Below are 19042 nucleotides of genomic sequence, written 5' to 3'. Positions count from 1 at the left end.
CCGGGATTGGCGTCTCGAAAAAGCAAACATGACGAGCAGGTTGCGCAGAACGACGCAACCGCAAGAATGCACCGACTGCTCTCAATGGCGGGCGGTGTGTGGGGATCACTCGATCCGCCGGGTGATTTTTCACTCCGTTGTGTTTGCCCCGGTACGCCAACCCGCACCGTCCGCCACCTTCACTCCGGAAGGTGGACCTACGCCAGTGAGGGTTTCGCCATGACCAACCGCACCGCCATCCATCCCCGCCTGCACGCCCTGATCGGCAACATCGCCACCGACGTGCCTGAAGACCTTGCGCACGAGATCGAATGCGCCCTGCAGGAACAGAACCTGCCCATGCAGTCGCCCGCCTTCTTCGCGTGCCTCAACGCCATCAGCTGCGCCGACGGCGATGACGGGCAACCGTGCCGCAGCCTCACCCTCGGCGCCAGCAATCACGCCTCGCTGCGCCGCTCGATGTCCGGGCTCAGCGCAGTGCTCGATCTGCTGCAGGCCGCCGACCGGGCACGTGCCGAGAGTGGCCCGGACGAACAATTGGGTGCCTTTCATACCGACGGACTGATCGTGGCGGCACGGCAACTGGTGCGCGAGGCGCATCACTGCCTCTCCGGCGGCGACGCCTGAGCGGCTCGGATACGCTCCCGCTACAATCGCGCAGGAAACGCAGGGGACTGCAATGGACGCCGAACACCTGGAGTATTTCATGGCCGCCCTGGAGGGCCGCGCAAGCGTAGGCTGGAACGTATGGTTCGCCGCCAACCAGCAGGCGCTGGCACAACAGCTGAGCCGCCCTGCACTGCTGCGCTTGAAGTTCAGCAAACTGGATGAAGCCGAACGCTTGCTCGCCCAGGCCGGCATCGTGCCCCGCAGCACAGCGGGCAAGCGCTACGAAATGTACTGCGCGCAGTTCGCGGCAGACGTGGTGGACGCGAACGGTCGCCCGCTGCCGGCCCTCTGGCGCACGGCGCATGGCGGTGCCATCGGCCAGCTTGCCGATGGTGAGCAGGAGGTCGGGCAGGCGAAGCTGCTCGCGGAGTTCCGCCGGGTCCGCAAGCGCGGGATGCAGCAGGCGCACGAGTGGTTGGCCGATCTGTGCTTTGAAGGCGAGATGGAACTGACCAGCGGCAATGCCGAAGTGGGCCGTCGTCTGCTGGCGGTCGTGCAAGCCGGCATCTGCGTGATGGAAAAGGGCGAGGCACCGCCGACTCCGATGCCCCCGGCTAGTAGCCCCAGGCTTCACTGAACGACTTCTCCGCGCGGTTTGATGGGCCGCGCCAGACCAGCCGACGGTGTCGGGAACAATACCGGCAGTTGCCGCGCCGTTTCTCATGCCAGCGAGAGGTGACAGACCCATCCTTAAGACTAAGCGGGCCTTCCTTTGATTGCCGCCTTTGCTTAGGCCTAGTCATGGCAGAATGCGCTCCAACATGGACGGGGGGAAGTGGTGATGGTGATTTGTCCGCTAGCAGTGGATTGGGGAAACCTCGCCGATTGGGCGGCTGTCGTCATGGGGCTTGGAGCAGCAACGGCGACAGTGTTTGTCGCGATTGCAGCAAACAGAACTTCCAGGAAGGCAGCAGAGATCGCAGAACAGTCGAAGGGAATCGCTCAGCAGCAGCACGACGAAACGGTCGCGCTGCGTGAAGGAAACGCGCGCGTCATCGGCCGGCTACTGCTGACCGAGATTGGATCGCTTCCGGCGCGATTGGACATGATTTGCCGCATGCTGGCCGAATCCCTCACCATCGAAGATGGGCCCAGCGTAAGGGATCTGGTCAAGTTCAGAGCTGCGCTGGGCGAAGCTCAGGCCAATTTGACCCCAACCTCGGTTTCGGTGCTGGACAGGATCCATAACCTTCCCGATCTACTTGGCGCAGATCTCGCTAGGCTGATTGGCAACTGCCAGGCTCTGAACACGATCGCATCTCGCGTCCAGAATCACTGCAGTGTTACCTCCACCAGTCCTGCAGCTGGCGGCGCACAACTTCGCTACAGCGGAGACCTGAAAGAACTTTCCCTACTCGCCCAACACGCTGCGGAATGCACGGTCATGGCCGCTAGATTCGCGGCTGAGTTTCGTCTGTTTGTGGGAGTGGATGCAGGCGATTACCGAATCATGGAAGCCAACGCGCAGGCGATGTGGGAACTCTGGACCGGCGCCGCGCGATAGAAGCGTAATGCCCCTTCACTACCAGGTCGATGCCGTCCATATTGACTAGCCGACGGATCGGCATCCTTGATCACTTCAAGCCTAGTCAGCTGGGTTTTGGTTTTGTCCCCGGTGGATCGTCCGCGCCTCATGCGTACTCCCATAGCAGTAGAATCCCACCCGACGATGGGAGGAAGCCATGAAGCACGGAAGGAGTGACAGAGACTGGGTAGTCGTGGCGACCATGACGTTTCTCGCCGGAGCCTTTTTCGTATGGGCACTTATGAGCAACAACCCTCCGCAGCAGCGTCCAACCGATCAGATCGATTGGCCGGCATGGGTTCAAGCCGTTATGTCCGTTGTCGCCATCCTTGCAACAGCTTTCGTTCCACGGTGGATCGATGCCCAGAAGAAGAAGGAATCCGCAGATCAGTTTCTCGTGTTTGCCCAGTACCTTTTGGGGCGGGCCGAGAGCCTCAGGGAAAGCATGGCAAGCGACAGCGGCAGACGTGGACTCGAGATGTGGGGACACAAAGCGGAGTGGAAGTCTATTGCAGACGGTGCAATGGAACTCAGCCTTGAAATACTTCCTGTTGCTGCCTATCTCCCAATTTGGCTCGAGCTTCGTGAGATGGCCGTTCGAATTGCCGAGTATCACGACGGGGCGATCAAATACACTGATTCGCGCAACGATGATCCCGACGATCACGTGATTCTGGATGGTTACATCTATCGCACCAAGAATCTTTACAACGAGCTTATCCAGCTGGATCTCAAGCACCGAGGCTATCGCGGCTACCGCCTGGTGCATGTCGAAGACTGAGCGGATCATCCCGCCCTCCCCTGTTTCCGGCCATTGGCCATCCGCCAGTTCTGCAGATACCGGACGCACGTGGGGGCATCATGAGGTTCCACTCGCCAGGGACATCCCATGACCGCCAAGCGTGCTGCCCGCCTGTAGTTCGCCTTCCATGAGCTGATTGACATCCTGATCGAGGACATCGCCGCGCGTGTCGCGATCGCCAAGCATGAAAGTAGCCGGCAACAGCCGGCACCCAGAGGGCTGAGCCACCGGACACCCAACCACTACCGCGGCGTCTGTTGCGACGGGCAGAGGGCGAGGAACGGACGAGCCTACCCAAAACCACCATCTACGACTGGATCAAACGCGGACAGTTCCCTCCGCCGGTCCGCCTCGGTGATGCGATGGTAGCTCGGCTCGAAAGCGACATTGAGGATTGGATCGATGGGCTTCGCCGAGACGGCTAGCTACACAAAGATCAAGGCCGCCTTGAGGCAGTTCCATAGTAATCGCATCCCAAGCAGCGCGGCAGCAGCGGTTCCGGTTGCAAAGCAGGGGAAGTAGAAGTACTTCCAGAGCTTCCGGCCAATCTCGTCGTACTTCATCCGCTGGCGCCACCAGGCATCAAGGTCTGCATCCTCAGCCCATTTGGTGTTTGCGTAGCTCGCCAATCCAACCTTGATGATCTCGTAGATCACGAACGTCGACACAGAAATAAGTGCAAGAAGACCCGTGAAGAAGTAATACCAAGCCGGAATCGAGTCTTTCAATTGCACCCATAAGGTGAACATTCCTGCATAGCCAATGGCCAGGATTATCTGCGCGTAGGTCTCATTGCTCTTTTCATCGCGCTCGATGTATTCCTGCGTGCGCTTGCGGCGCTCATCTTCGCTTGGCTTGGCCTGAATCTGCTGCGCTTTGACAAGCATCTCCTCCACATTGGAGAGACGAATGTGCAAGTCGCCCAACACCTGTACCAGCTCAGGTGAGAGAGGCTGCGTTGACTGCTCCTGATACTGCTCCTGACTCATGACCCCCCCTTGATTCAGCGAGATGCTACCAGCCCAAGTCATGAATAGCTCTCCAGCGTGGAGCGCACGGCGCGACTACAGGCCCTTCATCTTGTTGGAGACCCATGGCAAGGTGATCGACTCCTGCTTCTGCACAGGCTCTCCAACCGCAGATTGCAGCACGACCGGCCAACCATAGGCGTCAACGTAATGCCGGATCCCATTTTGTTGCAGGAATCGCACCTAGCGCGCGCGTTGGGGAGTGCGACAGAGGTCGCGAATTTCATCACGGCATAGACAGAGCTGGGCTGGCATCGGAACAATTTTCTCAGCTGATATTGAGGCTGACATGGGGCCGGATCGTCCCCGGCCCCAAAGATTGCAGACTCTATTCCCACTTTTTCTCGTGACCGTTCCAGATGGAAGTCTCGCGAGGAATCGCAGCCACAAGTCTGGCACCGTGCAGGCAGTCCGCCTTGTTCTTGTACCCCTCAGCACTGTCGGCAATTGTCTTGTCGTTCTTGCCGTACAGCGTCCATCGCCATTCGTTGGCGGAATCCTTGTAAAGCACGAACTGCTCAGCACCCTCAGCCATGGCTCGTTTCCTTGTCGGTTGGGCGGACTGCCCACCGGGAGAATACGCAGAAAACCATGGTCGAGCAGCGGTGCTGCACTTACCCTGCACTTACGAAAAAACCGGCTCTAGGCCGGTTTCGTCGCAACACATTGATTGTATTGGTGGGCGGTACAGGGATCGAACCTGTGACCCTTGCCGTGTGAAGGCAATGCTCTACCGCTGAGCTAACCGCCCGGTGTGTTGCTGAGCCGCTCATTATAGGGGCTTTTCAGAGGCCGTCAACAGTTTTTCACATTCGTGTTCACGGGTGTTTCGAGGGCCGCCGCCGGGCATCGCCCGGCGCTACCTCACATCGTATGGGTCGGCTTGTCCGAACCGGTCAGGCCGGCCAGCAGGGTCTCGATCTTGTGGCGTACGCCCTCGCCTTCGGCGCCGTCGGCCAGCTGCACGCCGATGCCGGCGGTGCGGTTGCCCTGCGCGCCGGCCGGGGTCACCCAGATCACTTTGCCGGCCACCGGCAGGCGCTCGCTGGAATCGGGCAGGGTCAGCAGCAGGAACACTTCGTCGCCCAGGAAGTAGCGCTTGGGCGTGGGCACGAAGATGCCGCCGTTCTTCACGAACGGCATGTACGCGCTGTACAGCGCGGCTTTGTCCTTCACGGCCAGGGACAGGATGCCCTGGCGGGCGTTGCTGGCACTCATCGATTTCCCCTTGCGGCAGGCCGCTCGTTCACCTTGTTCCAGGCCAGCAGCAACTCGACCACCGCAAGGTCTGCACGCACCGTGGTGCGCAGCAGGTCGCGGGTGCGGTTGGCCGCATCGAACCAGGCTGCAAGCTTGTGCAATCGCTCCGGCGTGGTCAAGGCATCGGTGCTGGCCTGGGCCAGCGCCAGGTCGGCGGCAAAGCGCAGGCGCAGCGCCGCGTTGTCGTCACCACACCACTTCTGCGCCAGCTCCACCGCGCCGGTCTTGCCGGCGGCCAGCTGTTCCAGATCTCGACCGACTTCGCGGCGCAGGCTCAGGCCGTCTTCGCGCAGCCAGTTGTCGGCCTGGCCGGGATGGCCGCGGGCGGCCTCCAGCGCTTCGCGCGCCAATGCTTCGCTGTGGCCCTGCTGCTGCAGCCAGGCCAGCGCTTCGTGCTGCGGCGGCAACTTGAATTCCAGGCGCTGGCAACGGCTGCGGATGGTCTGCGGCAAGCGTGCCGGGTCGCTGCTGATCAGCCACAGGTAGCGGCCGGGCTGCGGCTCTTCCAGCGTCTTCAGCAGCGCGTTGGCGGCCGAGCGGTTGATCGCATCGGCCGGGTCCACGATCACCACCTGCGCCACGCCGTACTGCGGGGTCAGCGCCAGCTTGTCGGTGATCTCGCGCACCTGCTCGATGACGATCTCGGTACGCAGCTTGTCGCCGCTCTTGTTCGGAATGAAGCTGACCAGCTGCAGGTCCGGATGGGTACCGGCGGCGATCAGCTGGCGCGTGCGCGTGGCGTGCGCGGCATCCCCGCGCGCCAGCACGTGGTCAGCCAACGCCAACGCCACCTCACGCTTGCCCAGCCCGGCCGGCCCGCAGATCAGCAGGCCATGGCCGAGGCGACCCGCATCGAGCGCGGCCACGGTCTGGTCGAACGCGCGCTGCTGCCAGGGCGAAAACGTGCTCATGCGCCCTCCCCGTCCTGCAGCCAGCGCTCGACACGCGCAACTACATCAGCGGCGACGCGCGCCTGTATCTGGCCGGCGTCGATCAACGCGAAGCGCTGCGGATCCTGCTGCGCACGGCTGCGGAACACTTCGCGCACGCGCTGGAAGAAATCATCCTGTTCGCTCTCGATGCGGTCCGGCCACAGATCACGGCCATTGGCGCGTGCCCGGCCGACGGCCACGTCCACGTCCAGCAGCAGGGTCAGGCCCGGCAGCAGGCCCACCGCGCGGCGCTCCAGATCGGCAATCCACTGCGGATCGAGGCCACGGCCACCGCCCTGGTAGGCATAGCTGGAATCGGTGAAACGATCGCTCAGCACATAGGCACCGCGCTGCAGCGCCGGCTGGATCACCTGGCGCACATGCTGCGCACGTGCAGCGAACACCAGCAGCAGCTCGGCTTCGGCGCTGAGCGGTTCGGCGGCGATCTCGGCATCGGGTTTCAGCACCAGGCCACGGATGCGCTCGGCCAGCGGCGTACCGCCCGGCTCGCGGGTCAGTACCACCTCATGACCGTGGCTGCGCAGGCAGTCACGGATGGCATTGATGGCGGTGGTCTTGCCCGCGCCCTCGCCGCCTTCCAGGCTGACAAAACGCGGGTGGCGAAGCAGCGCGGGACTCATTGCGCCGGGGTCTCCTGGGTACGTTGCTGGCGCAGCTGCTGCAGGTAGCGGGCGACTGCGGCGTTGTGCTGGTCCAGGCTGGGCGAGAACACGTGCGCGCCGCTGCCATCGCCCACGGCGACGAAGTACAGCGCGTCGCCCGCAGCGGGTTGCGCGGCGGCCATCAGCGCGTCGCGGCTGGGCATCGCGATCGGGGTCGGGGTCAGGCCGGCACGGGTGTAGGTGTTGTACGGCGTATCGGTGGTCAGGTCGCGACGGCGGATGTTGCCGTCATACGCGGCACCGAGGCCGTAGATCACGGTCGGGTCGGTCTGCAGGCGCATGCCGATCTTCAGGCGGCGCATGAACACGCCGGCAATCTGCGGGCGTTCGCTGGCCAGCGCGGTTTCCTTCTCGATGATCGAGGCCATCGTCAACAGCTCGTAGGGCGTGTTGATCGGCAGGTCCGGTGCACGGCTTTCCCAGGCCTCATCCAGCGCCTTTTCCATTGCGGCATGGGCGCGCTTGAGCACGTCCAGATCGCTGTCGCCACGCTGGTAGACATAGGTCTCCGGCAGGAAGCGGCCTTCCGGATGCTGGCCACCGAAGCCGAGGCGCTGCATCAGCGCGGCATCATCAAGATTGTCGGTGGTGTGCAGCAGCGGCTCGGCGCGCTTGAGCGCAGCACGCAGCTGGCGGATGTTCCAGCCCTCGACGATCGTGACGCGGTGCTGCAGCACCTTGCCCGCGCGCATGCGCAGCAGCAGTTCGCGCGGGGTCAGGTCGGCGCTGAGCGCGTACTCGCCCACCTTCAGCTTGCCGGCGGCATCAAGCTGGCGCGCCAGCAACTGCCACTGGGCGTCCTGGCCCTCGTCCACGCCGGCATCGCGCAGCTTGCGCAGCACGCTGTTCATGCCATCGCCGCTGGCGATGACCACGCTCTCGGCGGTCGGGGTGATCGGGGCATCGGCGAAACGCGTCTGCTGGTAGAAGAACCACGCGCCCACGCCGGCCACGACGGCGCCCAGCACCACCACCAGCGTTACCACGAACAGACACCCGCGCTTGGCTCCCGCCATGGACTACCTCTGAACTCGATTCCGTCGTGCAGGATACCGTGCCGGTGGATTGGGGTCATGACCGGGGCCACGCAGCCGTGCCGACCAACGGTCGGCACCCACCGGAACAACGGCACCCGCCGGTACCGGTAGTGCCGGCCGCTGGCCGGCAATCGCGTGGATCGCGGATGAATGAGGTTGCCGGCCAGCGGCCGCCACTACCCCTGCTGGCCCAGTGCGCGCAGCAGGCCGCGGGCCTTGGCGCGGGTCTCGTCCAGCTCCTTGTCCGGGTCCGAATCGACCACGATGCCGGCGCCGGTGCGGAAGCTCACCTCGTGGCCATCCACTTCGGCGGTACGGATCAGGATGTTCAGGTCCAGGTCGCCATCGCGGTTCAGCCAGCCGAACGCGCCGGTGTAGGCACCACGCGGCACCTGCTCCAGCTCGCTGATGATCTGCATGCAGCGCACCTTCGGGCAGCCGGTGATGGTGCCACCCGGGAACGTGGCGGCGATCACCTCGCCGGGCGTGACCTCCGGGCGCAGATGGCCGCTGACGTTGCTGACGATGTGGTGCACGTGCGCGTAGCTCTCCACGGTCATCAGCTCATCGACCACCACGGTGCCCGGCAGGCAGATGCGGCCCAGGTCGTTGCGCTCCAGGTCGATCAGCATCACGTGCTCGGCACGCTCCTTGGGGTGGCCGACCAGCTCCTGGATGCGCGCGGCATCGTCGTCGCCTTCGAAGCGTGGCCGCGTACCCGCAATCGGACGGGTCTGCGCATGGCCGGCGTGCACCGACACCAGCCGCTCCGGCGAGGAACTGACCACATGGCGGCCGTGCGCGCTGAACAGGCCGGCAAACGGCGCCGGGTTGGCACGACGCAGCTGTGCGTACAGCGCCTGCGGGCTGACCGGCGCAGCGAACTGCGCGCTCCAGCGCCGCGACAGGTTCACTTGGAACACGTCGCCGGCGCGCAGGTACTCGATCACCCGGCGCACGCCATCGGTGAAACGCTGCGGCGCGTCCTCGCCGACCGCCTGCGGTGGCTGCCAGCCCTGCCCGGCTTCGGGCAGCGCGGCCGAGGCCAGTGCCACCAGCGCATCCAGCAACGCCTGCTCGCCGGCTTCGGCGATGACGAAGCTGGCATCGTTGTGGTGGTCATGCAGCACCGCGGCCGGGCAGCGCAGCGCCAGCGCGGTCGGGCGGCCATCCTCGCGTGCGCGCGCCGGCAGCACCGGTTCGATCTGGCTGGCCACTTCGTAATCGAGCATCAACGCCCAGCCGCCGCGGAACGGCAGGCTGTGGCTGCCGTCATGCGGCAGGCGCTCATGCTGCCAGGCGCGATCCAGTGCCTGCAGGAACGTGCCGGGCTGCACCAGGTCGTGCTGGTCGCGCACCTGGCCGTCGGCATCCAGCCGCAGGCCATCGCCCTGCGCGACCAGCAGCAGGCTCCAGCGGCCCTGGGCGGTGCCCGAGGCGGTGGATTCCATCAGCAGCGGGAAGCGCGCCGGGTCGTGCTGCTGCAGGGCCAGCAGATCGATCGGGTGCGGCAGCGGGTGGATCAGCGGTGCGTGGGTCATGGCAGCGAGTTCGGGAATTCAGATGCACGGAAGCCGCCTTGCGGCGGCTCCGTGGTGCACGGCGTTGATCCGATTCTCCGGACGCCGAACGGTAGAGTCGACTGTCAGTCGACTATCGCGCGCAGCGCGGGAATTTGGCTTCCCGCGAAGAGCAGTCGACTAACAGTCGACTCTACCAATGCGACGTCGAGCGTGGCGCGACGTCGCAACACCACTCAGACGCGCTTGAAGATCAGCGTGCCGTTGGTGCCGCCGAAGCCGAAGCCATTGGACATCACCACTTCCACCTTGGCCTGGCGTGCTTCGTTCGGTACGTAGTCCAGGTCGCAGCCTTCGCCCGGCTGTTCCAGGTTGATGGTCGGCGGAATGACGTTGTCCTGCAGTGCCATCACCGAGAAGATCGCTTCCACGCCGCCGGCAGCGCCCAGCAGGTGGCCGGTCATCGACTTGGTGGAGCTGACCATCATCTTGTAGGCGTGGTCGCCGAAGGCGGTCTTCATCGCCATGGTCTCGCCCAGGTCGCCCAGCGGCGTGGAGGTGCCGTGCGCATTGAGGTAACCCACCTGTTCCGGGGTCACGCCGGCGTCCTTCATGGCCATGACCATGCAGCGCGCGGCGCCTTCGCCGTTCTCGCTCGGTGCGGTCATGTGGTACGCGTCGGAGCTGGCGCCGAAGCCGGCCAGTTCGCAGTAGATCTTCGCGCCACGTGCCTTGGCGTGCTCGTACTCTTCCAGGATCAGGATGCCGGCGCCGTCGCCCAGCACGAAGCCGTCACGGTCCTTGTCCCACGGGCGCGAGGCCTGTTCCGGGGCATCGTTGCGGGTGCTCATGGCCTTCATCGCGCAGAAGCCGCCCAGCGCGGTCGGCGACGAGCCACGCTCGGCACCGCCGACCACCATCACGTCAGCATCGCCGTACTGGATCATGCGCATCGCGGTACCGATCGAGTGGTTCGAGGTCGCGCACGCCGAGACCGCCGAGAACGACGGACCCTTCAGGCCGGTGATGATGCTCAGCTGGCCCGGCAGCATGTTGATGATGGTCTTGGGTACGTAGAAGGGCGAGATCTTCTTGCCCTCGTGGAACTCGATGGTCTGCTCTTCGATGCCGAGCAGGCCGCCGATGCCGGCGCCGACGATGGCGCCGATGCGCTCGGCATTGGCGTCGGTGATCTCCAGGCCCGAATCATGCAGGGCCATGAACGAGGCACCGAGGCCGTAATGGATGAACGGGTCCATCTTCTTGGCATCCTTGCCGCTGACCCGGAACTTGCCGAACAGTTCATTGTCGGCGGTGATGTCGAATCCCTTGACCTCACCTGCAATCTTGGTGGTGAACCGATCCACGTAGGCATCAGCAACGTTGGTCAGCGGACCGATGCCCGAACGACCGTGGGTGATGCCTTCCCAGCTGCTGGCCAGATCATTGCCCAACGGCGAGACGATACCCAGGCCGGTTACGACGACGCGACGCTTCATTGCTGTTTCTCCTGACCCGGATGATTTCTACGGGCAACTCGGTTTGCTTCGATGTGATGCTCAAACACACGGGGCCGCAACAGCGGCCCCATGGGGTGCGGTGCGCGGCAAGGAAATACCTGCACGCGCACTGCCGTCTGACATCAGGCCTTGACGTGGGCCTTGACGTAGTCGATGGCGGCCTGCACGGTGCTGATCTTCTCGGCTTCTTCGTCCGGGATCTCGCACTCGAATTCTTCTTCCAGGGCCATCACCAGCTCGACGGTGTCCAGCGAGTCAGCGCCCAGGTCATCGACGAACGATGCGCTGTTGGTGACTTCTTCTTCCTTGACGCCAAGCTGTTCGACGACGATTTTCTTGACGCGTTCTTCGATGGTGCTCATGGGATCTCGCTCCAGATGGAGTTGTGGTTCAAAAGTGGTCGCCATCAAAGGCGATGGCCGTGGGATAGTGTAGTGGAAACCGGCGCGGCCTTGCATCGCAGCAAAAACCTCAGCAGATCAACCACTTGCGGCGCAATCCCTGCGCCCCTTGCTTACGGCATGTACATGCCGCCGTTCACATGGAGGGTTTCGCCGGTGATGTAACCGGCAGCCGGGCTGGCCAGGAAGGCCACCGCATGGGCGATGTCCTCCGGCGAACCCAGGCGTTCGAGGGCAATGTCGTTGATCAGCGCGGTGCGCGCTTCTTCCGGCAACGCCTTGGTCATGTCGGTGTCGATGAAGCCGGGAGCAACCACATTGACGGTGACACCGCGCGAACCGATTTCCTTGGCCAGCGACTTGCTGAAGCCGATGATGCCGGCCTTGGCGGCCGCGTAGTTGGCCTGGCCGGCATTGCCGGTCACGCCCACCACCGATGCGATGTTGATGATGCGGCCCTTGCGTGCCTTCATCATGCCGCGCATCACCGCCTTGCTGGTGCGGAACACGCTGGTCAGGTTGGTGTCGATGATCGACGCCCAGTCCTCGTCCTTCATGCGCATCAGCAGGTTGTCGCGGGTGATGCCGGCATTGTTGACCAGGATCGAGATCGGGCCGAACTCCTTGGCGATGCCGTCCAGCACGCTGTCCAGCGCGGCAGCGTCGGTCACGTTCAGTGCACGGCCGTGGCCGCCGTGGGCGGCCAGGCGCTCACCGATCGCGGCAGCGCCGGATTCGGTGGTGGCGGTGCCGATGACGGTGGCGCCCTGGGCGGCCAGCAGATCGGCGATGGCGGCACCAATGCCACGGCTGGCGCCGGTGACCAGTGCGATTTCACCCTGCAGGGGCTTGCTCATGATGTTTTCCTCAGGCTGGGGCGGCCGCCGTACCCGTACCGCGTGCAGCGGCCACCGGTACGGTCGGCAGGAACAGGGGGAGTCAGGCCGACCATGCCTCGCGGGCGGCTTCGAAGTCGCCCGGGGTGGCCAGTGAACGGCCGTCGATGGCCTTGTCGATGCGCTTGACCAGGCCGGTCAGCACCTTTCCCGGGCCGCACTCGGCGATCCGGGTGATGCCGCGGCCGGCCAGCGCCTGCACGCACCCGGTCCACTGCACCGGCTGGTACAGCTGCTGGACCAGCGCGGTACGGATCGCGTCGATACCGTCATGCACCTGGGCATCCACGTTCTGCACCACCGGCAGCTGCGGCGCCTGCCAGGACAGGCCAGCCATCACTTCGGCGAGGCGGTTGGCGGCTTCGCGCATCAGCGGGGTGTGCGAGGGCACGCTCACGGCCAGCTTGACGGCCTTGCGCACGCCCTTCCCGGCCAGCAGCGCCAGCGCGCGATCAACCGCATCTGCGTCGCCGCCGATCACGATCTGGCCCGGCGAATTGAAGTTGGCCGGCACCACCACCTGGCTGCCCGCGGCTTCGGCGCAGACGTCCAGCACCAGCTGGTCTTCAGCGCCCAGCACGGCGGCCATGGCGCCGACACCGGCCGGTGCGGCTTCCTGCATCAGCTGGCCGCGCAGGCGCACCAGGTGCGCACCGTCATGCAGGCTCAGCGCGCCAGCGGCGACCAGGGCGGTGTACTCGCCCAGGCTGTGGCCGGCCAGCACCGACGGGCGCGGACCGCCCACGGCGTTCCAGGCGCGCCACACGCCGATGCTCGCGGCCAGCAGGGCCGGCTGGGTGTATTCGGTACGGTTGAGCATTTCCTCCGGGCCACCCTGGGACAGCGCCCAAAGGTCGACGCCGGCACCATCGGATGCTTCGGTGAAGGCTTCACGCACCTGCGGGTGCAGTTCGGCCAGCTCGGCCACCATGCCCACAGACTGCGAGCCCTGGCCGGGGAAGACAAAAGCGAGGGTGGATACGGTCACGCGGTCATCCGCTTGTTGCAATCGAAGCGGGCCATGATAAGGGCGAATCCGCTGTGTCGTCTGTACGTGCGCGTATGCAGGCGTATGGAGCGCGGCCGCGGGACAACCCGGCATCCGGTGCGGTGCCCCGCCCAGGTAGAGTCGACTGTCAGTCGACTGCCCTTCGATCAGCCGCTGAAAACCCGCGCTGCGCGCGGAAGTCGACTGACAGTCGACTCTACCGCAGCGCCAACCTGCCAGCAGCGCGAACCTGCCATCAGCAGAACAGCTGCAGCACGTCCAGGTCGCCGTCGGCGAGGAAGTCCACGCACAGGCCCACCAGCACCAGTACGCCCGCCGTGCTGGCGCCATGGGCGATGAAGATCGAATGCGCCAGCGCGCGCGCTGAACGGCCCAGCTTCATGCAGACCCGGGCCAGGCTGCGCAGGCGGCCGCTGACCGCATGCACATGCTCGCGCACCGGCGCCTGGGCATCGCCCATCGCCTCGGCCATCATCGCCTGCAGTTGCTCCGGGCGGTCGGCGTAGTACTTGGCCACGCCGTAGCCGAACATCAGCCAGTCGCGGGCCTGCGCTTCGGACAGATCCATCACTTCCAGCGGATCTTCCTCGAAGTCGATGAAGCCCACGTTCTGCCCGTCCCAGGTGAGGTTGCGCGGCAGCGGCTGGCCGAAATAGGCGCCGCGCGCATGCGCTTCGGCGATGGCCTGCATGGCCGCCATCACCAGCCGGTCGCGGCCGGCCTCGTCGGCCTGGCGCAGGCAGGTATTGAACGAGCTGCCGTTGTCACCGATCACCAGCGCGGCGTGGCCGCTGCCCAGCACGTCGGGCACGTTCACGCCCTGCGCCTGCAGTTCTCCCAGGCGACGGGCTTCGGTTTCTCGCGCGGCATCACCACCACGGTGCGGCGGTGGCCGCAGGGCGTCCAGATGGAAACGGCGGGCAACGAAATTGAGCAGGCCCAGGGCCACTGCGCGGCTTCCCTTGCCGTACTGCTTCAGCCAGGCGCGCTGCCCTTCGATGACGATGGGCTCAACCATGACGTGTACTCCTTTAAACGCGTTACGGCCCCAGAGGGGCCGTAACGACAAAACTTCACATTGTCGTAACTTGCACTATCAATAGCGCAGCAGGGCCGAACCCCACGTGAAGCCGCCGCCGAAGGCTTCCAGCAGCAGCAGCTGGCCGCGCTCGACGCGGCCCGAACGCACCGCGGCGTCCAGCGCCAGCGGCACCGAGCCGGACGAGGTGTTGCCGTGCTTGTCGACAGTCACCACCACCTGGTCCATCGACATGTCCAGGCGCTTGGCGGTGGCTTCGATGATGCGCAGGTTGGCCTGGTGCGGAATCAGCCAATCCAGGTCGGACTTGTCCAGGCCATTGGCAGCCAGGGTCTCGTCCACGACCGAGTCCAGCGCCTTGACGGCGTACTTGAACACGTCGTTGCCCTTCATGTTGATGGTGCCACCACCGTTGGCGCCGTCCTTGAAGCCGGTCGAGACGCCCACCGGGTTCCACAGCAGCTCCTTCTTGCTGCCGTCGGCATGCAGGTGGGTACTGAGGATGCCGGTTTCTTCGTCGGCCTTGAGCACGACGGCGCCGGCGCCATCGCCGAACAGCACGCAGGTGGTGCGATCGTTCCAGTCGACCATGCGGGTCAGCGTTTCGGTGCCGATCACCAGCACGTGCCTGCAGTCGCCGGAACGGATGAACTTGTCGGCCACGCCCAGCGCGAACACGAAGCCCGAGCAGGCGGCGTTGACGTCAAAGGCAGGGCACCCCGCAACACCGAGCTTGGCCTGGATCAGGCACGCGGTGGAGGGGAAAATGAGATCGGGCGTGGTCGTACCGACCACGATCATGTCGAGCTGCGAAGCGTCGATACCGGCCGCTTCAAGTGCGCGCAACGCGGCCTGGTAGCCGAGGTCGCTGGTGGTTTCGCCTTCGGCCGCGATGTGCCGTTCACGAATTCCGGTGCGCGACTGGATCCACTCATCCGAGGTTTCGACCATTTTTTCCAGGTCGGCGTTGGTCAGGACTTTTTCCGGCAAATAGCTACCGGTGCCCGCGATCCTCGAGTAGATCCGCTTGCTCATCATGTTTCCTGTTGCGCGGGCCGCCGATCACCGGCACGCCCGGGAAAGAAGGCAAAGGCCGCTGCCCGGGGGCAGCGGCCTTCCCGGCACATCAATCTTCTTCGACGGCCGAGGTCTTGGTCTGGATGACCTTCTTGCCGCGGTAGAAACCGTCGGCAGTGATGTGGTGACGCAGGTGCACTTCGCCGGTGGTCGGGTCGGTCGACAGCTGCTTGGCGCTCAGGGCGTCATGCGAACGGCGCTGGCCGCGGCGGGACGGGGTAACACGGGATTTCTGCACAGCCATGGGATTGCTCCAAACTCGGTTCGTTTTGCTTCGTCGTATCGTCGCGCAGGACGCCAGCGCCCAGCACACTTTCGCTTTCGCCGCAGCCGCCGACGACAATCCGGCTGCTATTGTTTCTTCAATGCCGCCAATGCCGCGAACGGATTGGCCTTCTTTGTTTCTTCTTCGCTCGGCGCCCAGTCCTTGTCGACTGCTTCACCGTCGGGCGACAGCGGAACCACCGGCACCGCCAGCACCAACTCGTCTTCGACCAGGTCCAGCGGACGCAGCTGGCCGTCTTCCGGCACCAGCAACGCCTCGTACTCCTCCGGCAGGGACGATTCCTCGTCCTCGTCGCGGATCAGGCCAAGCCTCTGGGTCACCTTCACCGGCAACAGGAATCGCTGCATGCTGCGCTGACAGGTCAGCGGCAACGCGGTGTCGATGGTCAGTTCCACATAGGATACCCGCAGGACTTCGTCGCGACCGAATTCAAGCGAGTAGGAACACTCGCCGTCGGTATCTGCGACCAGCCCCTGCAGGCGGGTCAATTCAGCCAGGGAGACCTGGCCGTCGAAGCGCCTTCGCGCTACGACCATCCGCCAAGCATCCAGCGATTCGGGCACGTTCGCGGACATAAGCCGCTGAATACTAAGGATCGGGGGGGCTGCTGTCAAATGCCCGCCATACAGCACTTGCTGCTGGCGCTGCGCACAGGCCAGACTGCCGCACCCTGCCCCGGTATTCTCGCATGTCACTGGTCCTGGCCTCCACCTCCCGCTACCGCCGCGAGTTGCTGCAGCGGCTGGGCCTGCCCTTCGACTGCGCGCGCCCGGAGGTGGATGAAACCCCGTTGAACGGTGAGACGCCGCTGGCCCTTGCAACGCGCCTTGCCACGGCCAAGGCAACCGAAGTCGCCGCCCGCCACCCCGGCGCCTGGGTGATCGGCTCGGACCAGGTGGCGGACCTGAACGGGCGACCGCTGGGCAAACCGGGCACGGCCGGGGCGGCCTGCGCGCAGCTGGCGGCGATGTCCGGGCAGACAGTACGCTTCCATACCGCCACCAGTCTCACGCGAGACGGAGAATCATTCAGTGCCGTGGATCTGACCGAGGTCCGTTTCCGCGCGCTGGGCCAGGAGGAGATCGCACGCTACGTGGCCACCGAACAGCCCCTGGACTGCGCCGGCAGCTTCAAGTGCGAGGGCTTGGGCATCAGCCTGTTCGAAGCGATCGACAACCGCGACCCGACCGCGCTGATCGGCCTGCCGCTGATCGCGCTGTGCGGGTTGCTGCGCCAGGCACGGTTCGCGGTGCCCTAAAGGCGACACACTGACTGCCGGCACCGATCGCGGAAACAGGCCGGACATGGCCGGGTAGGACCTGAGCCGGGTAGCGTCGACTGTCAGTCGACTATCGCGCGCGGCGCGGGGTTCTGCCGGCGGCTGGAAGAGCAGTCGACTGACAGTCGACTCTACCAACGTGGAGCCCCCGACCAACGTGGAGCACCCGACCAACCTGGAGCACGCAACCAACCTGGCGCGCGACCACCTGGACCGCGCTCCGCCTCAGCGCCCGCGAACCTCGAACGGCTGCTCCTGCCATTCCTCCACGCTGCCATCGCGACCGTGCAGGCGCAGGCCCAGCCAATGTCGTCCCGGCGCCAGCGTGCTCGTGTCCAATGAAGCATCGAAGCCCACCGCAGGATGCTGCGGATCGGTGCTGTCCGGCCAGGTCTGGCGCACGTCGAATGCGCGGCCATAGCGCGCATCCCCCATCGAGCGGCCATCGACCAGCACCTCAACCCGTGCCAGGCCGACACCATCCTTGAACGCCCATCCCTTGATCGCCAGCGTGCCAGACACCTTTTCGCCGTTGGAAGGCGTATCCAGCCACGCCATTGCCGGAGTCACGCACGCCCCGGGCGCGCGCTGCGCCGGCAGCCGGAACAGCAGGAAACGCTGGAAGCCATGGTCACTGCTGACCACCCGCGGCGCCGGCAGCGGCCCCACCTGTCCGCAGATGGCGTGGTAGCGCGCCAGCAGATCGCGGTAACGCTGGTCGCTGGGTGAAAGCACCAGCAGCATCGGCGTCGAGCGCTTGCCCTCATGCAGCAGTTCCCACTGCGCCAGCTGCGCGGTGCGCCCATGCTTGTCGTTGAGCGGATGCGGCAGCACTTCGATATCGCCATTGCCGAGCTGGAAGCCCAGCTCGGCGCCAACCTTGAAGTTCCCCGCCAGCACCCGCGTGCCCGCCGGCATCTGCTGCAACTCTTCGCGCACCGCCATCGCCAACGGCTGCCAGCCCGCGAAATTGCGCGGGTAGTACTTGCTGCCTGCCAGCTGCTCACGCAACGCGGGCGTGGAGGCCATCAGGTAATAGCCGAACGCCAGCACCATGCCTGCGCCCGCCAGCCACCAGCCGGTGCGCCGCAGCCAGCGTGGCCAGCCGTTGAGCACCACCGGCACCGCCACCAGCAGGGCCAGGTAGCCCGGCAGCGGCCAATGGAAACTGATCCGCTCGACGTCGGTGAAGAAGCCCAGCAGGAAGATGCCCAGCGTGGATACGCCCCCGACCAGGCCGAAGTAGCGCCACTGCACGCGCGTGCCGCCGCCCCTGCGGGTACCGGCCAGCGCCACCTTCCACATCGCCATGCACAGGATCGGGGTGACCAGCATGGGCTGGATCACCAGGAACCACAGCCCGTTCCATTCGAACGTCCAGGGATGGCGCTCGACCACCTGGAACTTCAGGCCGGCGTCGTGGTTGTCCGCGTTCCATGCCAGCAACGGCAGCCACGCCAGCACGCCCACCGCCAGCGCGACCCATACGCGCGGATCGGCCAGCATGCGCCGCCCCTGCGGCAGCGCCAGCAACGCGATGAAGCCAACGCCGATGACACCGATGAAACGGTAGTGACTGAGCGCACCGATCGACAGGCCCAGCGCAAGCTTCATCGCCGACGATGCATCAACGTTGTGCAGCAGCCGCGCACCGGCGTGCAGACAGATCACCGCGGCCAGTGCCATGGGCACATCCGGCACCGCCAGCAGGCCCAGCGTCGCCGACAACGGCATCAACAGCGTGAGGCTGCCCGCTTGCCAACCGGCCACATTGCCGAACCAGCGCGTGGCCGTGCGCACCACCAGCAACGGCAGCAGCGCGCCGATGGCCAGGAACGGCAGGCGCAACGCGAGCACATGGTGGCCACCGATCTCCACACCCAGGCGCGCCAACCACGCGGTCAGTCCGGGAAGGTCCGAATACGCAGCGGCCAGATGCTGACCTTCCTGCCAATAGAACGCCTCGTCAACAAACAGTGGCAGCCGCGCAGCCACTACCAGCTTGGCCGCTGTGACCAGCGTCCATAACCAGAGAAATATTGTCCGCGCGCGCTGTTCGCCCTGCATTGCTCTATGGAT

Annotated in this window: 23 protein-coding genes and 1 tRNA gene; 6 read left to right on the top strand and 18 right to left on the bottom strand. The window is 65.1% G+C overall.

The annotated features are described in order from the left end of the window. Positions 1 to 219: 219 nt before the first annotated feature. The 5 genes from AC5P68_RS13440 to AC5P68_RS13420 all read left to right on the top strand — a co-directional run bounded on the left by AC5P68_RS13440 (position 220) and on the right by AC5P68_RS13420 (position 3421). On the top strand, positions 220 to 627 hold the full coding sequence (locus tag AC5P68_RS13440; protein ID WP_414498043.1) for a hypothetical protein: 408 nt from the start codon (positions 220 to 222) through the stop codon (positions 625 to 627). A 52-nt stretch (positions 628 to 679) separates the two neighbouring features. Next, positions 680 to 1246 carry a hypothetical protein gene (locus AC5P68_RS13435; protein WP_414498044.1) on the top strand — a complete coding sequence of 189 codons (567 nt, stop codon included), beginning with the start codon at positions 680 to 682 and terminating at the stop codon, positions 1244 to 1246. Between the two features lie 198 nt (positions 1247 to 1444). Next, a complete protein-coding gene (locus tag AC5P68_RS13430; protein WP_414498045.1) occupies positions 1445 to 2173 on the top strand; it encodes a hypothetical protein in 729 nt (242 codons plus the stop codon). A gap of 223 nt (positions 2174 to 2396) precedes the next feature. Beyond that, entirely contained in the window at positions 2397 to 2975 is a 579-nt protein-coding gene (locus AC5P68_RS13425; protein ID WP_414498046.1) for a hypothetical protein, read from the top strand. A 278-nt stretch (positions 2976 to 3253) separates the two neighbouring features. Beyond that, positions 3254 to 3421, top strand: coding sequence for a helix-turn-helix transcriptional regulator (locus AC5P68_RS13420; RefSeq protein ID WP_414498047.1), 168 nt, complete (start codon positions 3254 to 3256; stop codon positions 3419 to 3421). On the opposite strand, the gene AC5P68_RS13415 is transcribed toward AC5P68_RS13420, so the two are convergent. From AC5P68_RS13415 to AC5P68_RS13335, 17 genes are all read right to left on the bottom strand, one after another. Next, positions 3422 to 3985, bottom strand: coding sequence for a hypothetical protein (locus AC5P68_RS13415; protein WP_495217031.1), 564 nt, complete (start codon positions 3983 to 3985; stop codon positions 3422 to 3424). Between the two features lie 75 nt (positions 3986 to 4060). Continuing rightward, a complete protein-coding gene (locus AC5P68_RS13410) occupies positions 4061 to 4207 on the bottom strand; it encodes a DUF4224 domain-containing protein (protein ID WP_495203756.1) in 147 nt (48 codons plus the stop codon). A gap of 145 nt (positions 4208 to 4352) precedes the next feature. Beyond that, complete coding sequence (locus AC5P68_RS13405) at positions 4353 to 4559, bottom strand: YegP family protein (RefSeq protein WP_414498049.1); 207 nt, start codon at positions 4557 to 4559, stop codon at positions 4353 to 4355. 141 nt (positions 4560 to 4700) lie between these two features. Beyond that, positions 4701 to 4775 (bottom strand) — tRNA-Val (locus AC5P68_RS13400). A gap of 113 nt (positions 4776 to 4888) precedes the next feature. Next, positions 4889 to 5242 carry a PilZ domain-containing protein gene (locus AC5P68_RS13395; RefSeq protein WP_005412452.1) on the bottom strand — a complete coding sequence of 118 codons (354 nt, stop codon included), beginning with the start codon at positions 5240 to 5242 and terminating at the stop codon, positions 4889 to 4891. After that, positions 5239 to 6195, bottom strand: coding sequence for a DNA polymerase III subunit delta' (locus AC5P68_RS13390; protein ID WP_005412451.1), 957 nt, complete (start codon positions 6193 to 6195; stop codon positions 5239 to 5241). The genes AC5P68_RS13395 and AC5P68_RS13390 overlap by 4 nt, the downstream gene beginning before the upstream one ends. Beyond that, positions 6192 to 6857: a dTMP kinase gene (gene tmk / locus AC5P68_RS13385; RefSeq protein WP_111117991.1), complete on the bottom strand. Its 666-nt coding sequence runs from the start codon at positions 6855 to 6857 to the stop codon at positions 6192 to 6194. Before tmk ends, AC5P68_RS13390 begins: the two co-directional genes overlap by 4 nt. Beyond that, positions 6854 to 7915: an endolytic transglycosylase MltG gene (gene mltG / locus AC5P68_RS13380; RefSeq protein WP_099527119.1), complete on the bottom strand. Its 1062-nt coding sequence runs from the start codon at positions 7913 to 7915 to the stop codon at positions 6854 to 6856. The genes tmk and mltG overlap by 4 nt, the downstream gene beginning before the upstream one ends. A gap of 197 nt (positions 7916 to 8112) precedes the next feature. After that, a complete protein-coding gene (locus AC5P68_RS13375) occupies positions 8113 to 9477 on the bottom strand; it encodes an aminodeoxychorismate synthase component I (protein ID WP_322534810.1) in 1365 nt (454 codons plus the stop codon). A gap of 215 nt (positions 9478 to 9692) precedes the next feature. Further along, positions 9693 to 10955, bottom strand: coding sequence for a beta-ketoacyl-ACP synthase II (gene fabF, locus AC5P68_RS13370; protein ID WP_414498074.1), 1263 nt, complete (start codon positions 10953 to 10955; stop codon positions 9693 to 9695). Positions 10956 to 11098: 143 nt separating this feature from the next. Further along, positions 11099 to 11338 carry an acyl carrier protein gene (acpP, locus tag AC5P68_RS13365; protein WP_005408313.1) on the bottom strand — a complete coding sequence of 80 codons (240 nt, stop codon included), beginning with the start codon at positions 11336 to 11338 and terminating at the stop codon, positions 11099 to 11101. Between the two features lie 152 nt (positions 11339 to 11490). Next, positions 11491 to 12234, bottom strand: coding sequence for a 3-oxoacyl-ACP reductase FabG (fabG, locus tag AC5P68_RS13360; RefSeq protein ID WP_005408312.1), 744 nt, complete (start codon positions 12232 to 12234; stop codon positions 11491 to 11493). Between the two features lie 82 nt (positions 12235 to 12316). After that, positions 12317 to 13261, bottom strand: a complete 945-nt coding sequence (fabD, locus tag AC5P68_RS13355) for an ACP S-malonyltransferase (RefSeq protein WP_049403325.1) — start codon at positions 13259 to 13261, stop codon at positions 12317 to 12319. A 256-nt stretch (positions 13262 to 13517) separates the two neighbouring features. Further along, positions 13518 to 14300, bottom strand: coding sequence for a BUD32 family EKC/KEOPS complex subunit (locus AC5P68_RS13350; RefSeq protein WP_414498075.1), 783 nt, complete (start codon positions 14298 to 14300; stop codon positions 13518 to 13520). Between the two features lie 78 nt (positions 14301 to 14378). Beyond that, a complete protein-coding gene (locus tag AC5P68_RS13345) occupies positions 14379 to 15356 on the bottom strand; it encodes a beta-ketoacyl-ACP synthase III (RefSeq protein WP_005408309.1) in 978 nt (325 codons plus the stop codon). A 91-nt stretch (positions 15357 to 15447) separates the two neighbouring features. Continuing rightward, positions 15448 to 15642: a 50S ribosomal protein L32 gene (gene rpmF, locus AC5P68_RS13340; RefSeq protein WP_005408308.1), complete on the bottom strand. Its 195-nt coding sequence runs from the start codon at positions 15640 to 15642 to the stop codon at positions 15448 to 15450. Positions 15643 to 15749: 107 nt separating this feature from the next. Continuing rightward, entirely contained in the window at positions 15750 to 16259 is a 510-nt protein-coding gene (locus AC5P68_RS13335) for a YceD family protein (RefSeq protein WP_012479287.1), read from the bottom strand. A gap of 113 nt (positions 16260 to 16372) precedes the next feature. Here AC5P68_RS13335 and AC5P68_RS13330 point away from each other — a divergent pair, with 113 nt between their 5' ends. After that, positions 16373 to 16942: a Maf family protein gene (locus tag AC5P68_RS13330; protein ID WP_414498076.1), complete on the top strand. Its 570-nt coding sequence runs from the start codon at positions 16373 to 16375 to the stop codon at positions 16940 to 16942. Positions 16943 to 17188: 246 nt separating this feature from the next. Here the strand turns inward: AC5P68_RS13330 and AC5P68_RS13325 are convergent, their stop codons facing one another. Beyond that, positions 17189 to 19030 carry a glycosyltransferase family 39 protein gene (locus AC5P68_RS13325; RefSeq protein ID WP_005408305.1) on the bottom strand — a complete coding sequence of 614 codons (1842 nt, stop codon included), beginning with the start codon at positions 19028 to 19030 and terminating at the stop codon, positions 17189 to 17191. Positions 19031 to 19042: the final 12 nt, after the last annotated feature.

Source organism: Stenotrophomonas sp. YJH_SMC_58 (assembly GCF_059369635.1).
Note: the sequence above shows the minus strand (reverse complement) of the source record. Positions and strands in the feature narration are given on the sequence as shown.

Coding starts and splice junctions, on each gene's coding strand:
- AC5P68_RS13350 (WP_414498075.1), bottom strand. CDS start 14,300: ATGGTTGAGCCCATCGTCATCGAAGGGCAGCGCGCCTGGCTGAAGCAG.
- AC5P68_RS13330 (WP_414498076.1), top strand. CDS start 16,373: ATGTCACTGGTCCTGGCCTCCACCTCCCGCTACCGCCGCGAGTTGCTG.
- mltG (WP_099527119.1), bottom strand. CDS start 7,915: ATGGCGGGAGCCAAGCGCGGGTGTCTGTTCGTGGTAACGCTGGTGGTG.
- acpP (WP_005408313.1), bottom strand. CDS start 11,338: ATGAGCACCATCGAAGAACGCGTCAAGAAAATCGTCGTCGAACAGCTT.
- AC5P68_RS13390 (WP_005412451.1), bottom strand. CDS start 6,195: ATGAGCACGTTTTCGCCCTGGCAGCAGCGCGCGTTCGACCAGACCGTG.
- fabG (WP_005408312.1), bottom strand. CDS start 12,234: ATGAGCAAGCCCCTGCAGGGTGAAATCGCACTGGTCACCGGCGCCAGC.
- AC5P68_RS13325 (WP_005408305.1), bottom strand. CDS start 19,030: ATGCAGGGCGAACAGCGCGCGCGGACAATATTTCTCTGGTTATGGACG.
- AC5P68_RS13405 (WP_414498049.1), bottom strand. CDS start 4,559: ATGGCTGAGGGTGCTGAGCAGTTCGTGCTTTACAAGGATTCCGCCAAC.
- fabF (WP_414498074.1), bottom strand. CDS start 10,955: ATGAAGCGTCGCGTCGTCGTAACCGGCCTGGGTATCGTCTCGCCGTTG.
- tmk (WP_111117991.1), bottom strand. CDS start 6,857: ATGAGTCCCGCGCTGCTTCGCCACCCGCGTTTTGTCAGCCTGGAAGGC.
- AC5P68_RS13395 (WP_005412452.1), bottom strand. CDS start 5,242: ATGAGTGCCAGCAACGCCCGCCAGGGCATCCTGTCCCTGGCCGTGAAG.
- AC5P68_RS13440 (WP_414498043.1), top strand. CDS start 220: ATGACCAACCGCACCGCCATCCATCCCCGCCTGCACGCCCTGATCGGC.
- AC5P68_RS13345 (WP_005408309.1), bottom strand. CDS start 15,356: ATGAGCAAGCGGATCTACTCGAGGATCGCGGGCACCGGTAGCTATTTG.
- AC5P68_RS13375 (WP_322534810.1), bottom strand. CDS start 9,477: ATGACCCACGCACCGCTGATCCACCCGCTGCCGCACCCGATCGATCTG.
- AC5P68_RS13425 (WP_414498046.1), top strand. CDS start 2,397: ATGACGTTTCTCGCCGGAGCCTTTTTCGTATGGGCACTTATGAGCAAC.
- AC5P68_RS13415 (WP_495217031.1), bottom strand. CDS start 3,985: ATGAGTCAGGAGCAGTATCAGGAGCAGTCAACGCAGCCTCTCTCACCT.
- AC5P68_RS13435 (WP_414498044.1), top strand. CDS start 680: ATGGACGCCGAACACCTGGAGTATTTCATGGCCGCCCTGGAGGGCCGC.
- rpmF (WP_005408308.1), bottom strand. CDS start 15,642: ATGGCTGTGCAGAAATCCCGTGTTACCCCGTCCCGCCGCGGCCAGCGC.
- AC5P68_RS13335 (WP_012479287.1), bottom strand. CDS start 16,259: ATGTCCGCGAACGTGCCCGAATCGCTGGATGCTTGGCGGATGGTCGTA.